Genomic DNA, 5,145 nt, shown 5'->3' with positions numbered 1-5,145 from the left:
AGGAATCACTGTTCTGTAAAGCAATAACTGAGGTAAATCAGCTTAAACCGCCTGTTGTAAAATAACTTTAACCCGGCTGGCAACTACATCTACCTGATCGGGCCGTAACAATACTACACCAATAACCAGCGTGTCATTATCGCTATTGGCAACTATGCTTGGCGTGCCGCTTTTTAAGGCAGCCAGCACATCTTTCGGGTTTGTTTTTATTTTGATTTTATCCCAGGTAACGTGTAAGCTCGGAAAGGCATTGGCCGGTCCCGGGTCAACAACTATTTTACTTTTCACAGTTGAAATAGTTTCTAACTGGTTACCAATATACTTTGCGCGTTGCAGCCAGTCGTCCCACTCTTTACGATGATCTTTTTCGAGGTACGCTTTTAGGGCCGCATACATCCCAAACATTTCCTCTTTATTCACCTTCATCGGACGGCCTATCGGTGCTTCATTAGGACTATGATTAAGCCTGGCGGCAGTTATGAGATCTTTACGACCGAATAGTATGCCTGCACTTTGCGGTCCGTGAATCATTTTACCACCCGAAAAAGTAACCAGATCAAATCCCATTTTTTGAAATTTAAACAGGTTCTCCACCGGCGGTACGTCTGCCGCCGCATCTAAAAACGTAGTGACGCTGTGTTTTTTTGCAATTTGTAAAAACTGCTCATGCGTAATGCTGCTTTTTTCGGCGGCGTTAAAAAATAAAGCCATTACCGTATTGCTGTTTATTGCGTTTTCCATGGCCTCCGGGCCTTCTACCTCAATGATTTTTGCCCCGGTAGTGCTTACTGCTTGATCAAATAGGTATCGGTGTGTTTTCTGCATAATAACTTCAGGTCTGGGGCCTGGCAGATTGGGCAGTTGCTTAATTTTATCCTTATCAGTACCCGTTATAGCTGCTGCTGTACCTAAAAGAATAGCGCACGAAGCCCCCGATGTTACCATAGCTGCTTCAACATGAAGCATTTCGGCAATCCTCGCTCCTACTTTGTCTTGCAACTCGTACATGTTGGCAAAATCATGCGATGTTGAATTAATAGCCTCCAATACCTCCGGCAGCATCAATGAACCTGATAAAAAGGTCATGGTTACCCCGGCATTAATAACGGGGGTAACACCAAGTTCTTTAAAAAAATCCCGTTTAGGGGGTGCTGTTGACGTTGGAGTAGCATTTAAAGTAGCAGCTTTGGCTACAAATCCACTGGTTAATGGTAATAAGGTAATGCCTTTTAGTATATCTCTACGTTTCATATAAACCTGTATAATTTAATTGATACTATATATATGCGATACAATCCATTTCAACCAACGAATTACCCGGAACACCGCCCTTTGCCACGGCTACTGTAGTACGTACCGGTGGATTTTTACCAAAACGGCCTTTATAAACCTCGTTCATACCCTGGTAATCAGCAATATCATTCAGGAACACGGTTACTTTTAATACCTTTTCCATTGATGAGCCTGCTTTTTTAAGCTCATTTTCAAGTTCCTTTAATACAATTTCGGTATGGGCTTTTATCTCAAATGGCTCAACGTGAGCGCCCTTGCCAGCTACAAAAACCATATTGCCCAATTTGGTAGAACCTGAAAACAGGGGCACATCCTGGTGTTTGGTAATGTTATTGACCTCTTTTTCGTCGCTTTTTACAATACCAGCTTTTGCAAAACCAAATACCGAAATTCCGGCTACCGAAGCCAGCAGTTTTTTTAAGATTGATCTTCTTTCCATTGTTATTATGTTATTTTAAGTTTGTTGATAATATTAAAATTTGACCATTAGATTTAATCCGTAGCTTCTTGTTCTTGGTAAGCCAAAAGATTCAAAACCCTGACCTGATCCATTCGTAAAGCCCGACTCCGGATCAAAATTGCTTGTCTGTTTGTAGATGGTGAATAGATTACGCGCAACAAACGAGATTGAAGCATTCTGTATGCTTATTGCTTTCAGCAAATCAGCCGTAATGTTGTAGGTTAATATCAGCTGACGAAGCTTTACAAAACCACCATCGTGCAAAAAAAGCTCAGAGTAAGATTTATAGTTATCGTAGTAACTCCGCAGATTTGACAAAGGTACCGTTCTTGAATATGGGTTGCCCGCCTGGTCAACACCACTTAACTGTAAACCGCTTTCCCTCCCCGGTAAGGTAGTTTTCATTAAACCTAAACGGGTGCCATAAACCTCCATCAATGAAAAGATTTTGTTGCCAAATTTTCCATCGACCAGGATATTTAAAGAAATTTTTTTGTAACGAAAATCACTAAAGAAACCCATAGTTACCGGGGGAACTCCCTTGCCCAAAGTTTGCAACCCGGTTGCAACAGGTAAACCCGTAGTAGTATTGAATACTGTTTGACCTTTAGTATTTTTGAGAATGCGCGTGCCTACTACTGAACCGTATGATTGGCCGGCGATGTTATTGATGTAAGCCCAGCCATTAACTGAGGCTGCCATCTGGAGCTGGTCAAGCCCCTGAGCCAGTCTTACAACTTCATTTTTGTTATAGGCAAAGTTATAGCTGGCACTCCAGCTAAAGCTTTTAGATTTGACGGGGGTACCGTTCAACAATAGCTCAATGCCTTTATTGCTTAGTTCACCTACATTTAAGATCACGTTGCTGTAGCCGCTGGTACCGGATATGGCTGTAGAAACGATATCATTAGTGGTTTTTCGATTATATAAGGTAATGTCAAAACTTAAACGGCTGTTAAATAAACGCGCTTCAGCTCCTGCTTCGGCTGTAGTTGATGTATAAGGGCGAAGCTTAGAATTGGTAATAGTTGTACTGGAAACAGTTTGCAACGGCTGTCCCGAACTTGGTGGCATAGTAAAAGCCTGGTTAATTTGATATGGGCTTGGTGCACCGCCGCCTACCTGCGCATACGAAACTCTGAGCTTAGCATAATTGATCACCTCGGGTAATTTAAATGCCTCAGAAAGAATAAAACTAAGTCCGGCCGAAGGATAGAAAAGACTATTGTTTTTGGGGCTCAAGGTAGAAAACCAATCCTGACGGCCGGTAACTGTTAAGTAAGCAAAATTCTTAAAACTGATGTCTGCCGAACCCATTAATGAATTTATAGCCATTTTTTTATTGGTGGGTGTAGTTGAAATGGTTGAAAGATTAGTTGAGCTGTAGAAATAAGGTATTATGTAATTGCTGCCCGCAATGTTGCTTTCATTGTAAGCGGAACGTTGCTGGTTACCACCAACAAAACCCGTTAACCCAAAATTCCGGGTTACCTTGCCGTTATAGTTAAGCATTAATAGTCCGTTAGTTTCAGAAGCATCAACTTTCAGTTCGCTGTACTGCCCGTTTGGAACATATAATGTACCGGTTGGCAGTATATATTTATAGTTATAATAATAAAAGTCGCGGCTTACAACACCTTTTAATGAAAGGTTTTTAACGATCCCAACTGTAACACCAGCCTGGCCAATGACCCGGTCCTTGTTATCATTTTCTTTAAACTTATTGGTTACAAAATAACTGTTAGTCGCAATAGAAGCATCGTTCCAGGCAATCTCATTACCGCTTGCATTATAGCCAGGCTTTAACCACCTGATATCCGCGGTATTGGCAATCATATATGGTGTCCAGTTAGGGTTACCTAAAGCATCACCAGCTGTCGGTCTGTTATTTGCACTTTCAATGTTATATTGTGCTAAGGTTTCGAGATTTATATTTTTACCCAATTTGCCGTTAATGCTAAGATTAGCGGTTTTACGATCATAGTTTGTATTAGGAAGCACACTTTTGCTATATAGGTCTGCCACAGAAAAACGGTAGCTGATTGCTTCTGTGCCGCCGGTGAAAGCCAAAGTGTTGGTAAAAGTGGTGCCTGTTTGATAGAAGTTTTGAATGTTATCCTTCTGCGCACTGTAAGGGTGGGTTAATCCATCTGCCGCAACATAGGAAGACCCATCAATTTTTGCTCCAAAAGATCGGCGGCCCGTCTGGATAGCTTCGTTCTGTGTTGTTGGCTTCACACCATTATCGCCCTGGCCATATTCATACTGCCAGTTAGGAAAGACGGCGGGCGTCTCCAGGGTAAAAGACGAATTATAATCAATACCAGTACCTTTTTGTGCATGCCCTTTTTTTGTGGCTATTAGTATAACGCCATTAGCGGCCCTTGCGCCATAAAGCGCCGCCGCCGTGCCGCCTTTAAGCACGCTGATAGACTCAATATCATCCGGGTTAATGCCGCTTATGCCGTCACCTCTGTCAACATTACCTGCACTGCCGTTTGTCGTCGCGCTGCCACCTGGTACCGAGTTTTCCAGCGGCATTCCGTTAACTACATACAAAGGCTGATTGTCGCCTGATAGCGCGCCATTACCACGGATAATCACCCGGCTTGATCCGCCAAGCCCTGTGGATAACCCGGTGGCATTTACCCCTGCAACTTTACCGGTAAGCGCATTAGCCACATTGTTTTCCCGTGCCTGAGTAAATTCATCGCCTTTTACTTCGGTAACAGAATAGGCCAAAGCTTTTCGCTGACGCGATATACCAAGGGCTGTTATCACAACCTCGTTCAGTTCGTTGGTTTCTTCCAGAAATTTTATATCAGCAATTTTGCGGTCACCAACTACAATTTCCCGTGTTAAATAGCCCACAGACGAGAATATTAGTATCGCGTTTTCATCAGGTACGTTAATACTGTATTTACCATCGGTATCAGTGCTGGTTGCAATTGCAGTACCTTTAACCTTTACTGTAGCACTTTGTACAGCACCAGCATTATCTGTTACCCTGCCCGTTACCTGCGCAGGCATTGTTTTTAGGCGCCCGGCAGGTCGGAACTGTTTTTTTTCTATCAGGATCATATTGCCCGATAGCGAATACTCCATACCCAGCGGATTTAATATTTTTGATAATACCAAACCCAGTTTTTCATTTTTAACTTCAATAGTTACCGTTTGATCGGTAATTATTTCGTTACTGAAAACAAAACTCAACTTAATCGTTTTGTTGATTTTTTTTAATACGTTTTTAACGGACATGTTTTTCACTTTCAGCGATATAGGAGTATCCAAATCCGGGGTAATGCGATTTACCGCATTGGTTTTGAGGCAGCAAATGACTAAAAACCCCGTGACAATGACTATCCTGCTTACAGCCTTACGCAGCCTGTTAG

The 5,145-nt window shown here is 42.4% G+C and carries 3 protein-coding genes; all 3 read right to left on the bottom strand.

Annotated features, from left to right (window positions below; translation table 11 throughout):
• Positions 1-42: 42 nt before the first annotated feature.
• From AC1DPZ_RS21415 to AC1DPZ_RS21405, 3 genes are read right to left on the bottom strand one after another with little or no spacing between them, the layout of a single operon-like run.
• Complete coding sequence (locus tag AC1DPZ_RS21415; RefSeq protein ID WP_477407252.1) at positions 43-1,251, bottom strand: aminotransferase class V-fold PLP-dependent enzyme; 1,209 nt, start codon at positions 1,249-1,251, stop codon at positions 43-45.
• 25 nt (positions 1,252-1,276) lie between these two features.
• Positions 1,277-1,732, bottom strand: coding sequence for a RidA family protein (locus AC1DPZ_RS21410; protein WP_477407250.1), 456 nt, complete (start codon positions 1,730-1,732; stop codon positions 1,277-1,279).
• A gap of 33 nt (positions 1,733-1,765) precedes the next feature.
• Complete coding sequence (locus AC1DPZ_RS21405) at positions 1,766-5,011, bottom strand: SusC/RagA family TonB-linked outer membrane protein (protein WP_477407248.1); 3,246 nt, start codon at positions 5,009-5,011, stop codon at positions 1,766-1,768.
• Between the last annotated feature and the right edge of the window lie 134 nt (positions 5,012-5,145).

It is taken from the genome of Mucilaginibacter sp. P4_G9, from assembly GCF_056400985.1.
This window is presented reverse-complemented; position numbering and strand designations above follow the sequence as displayed.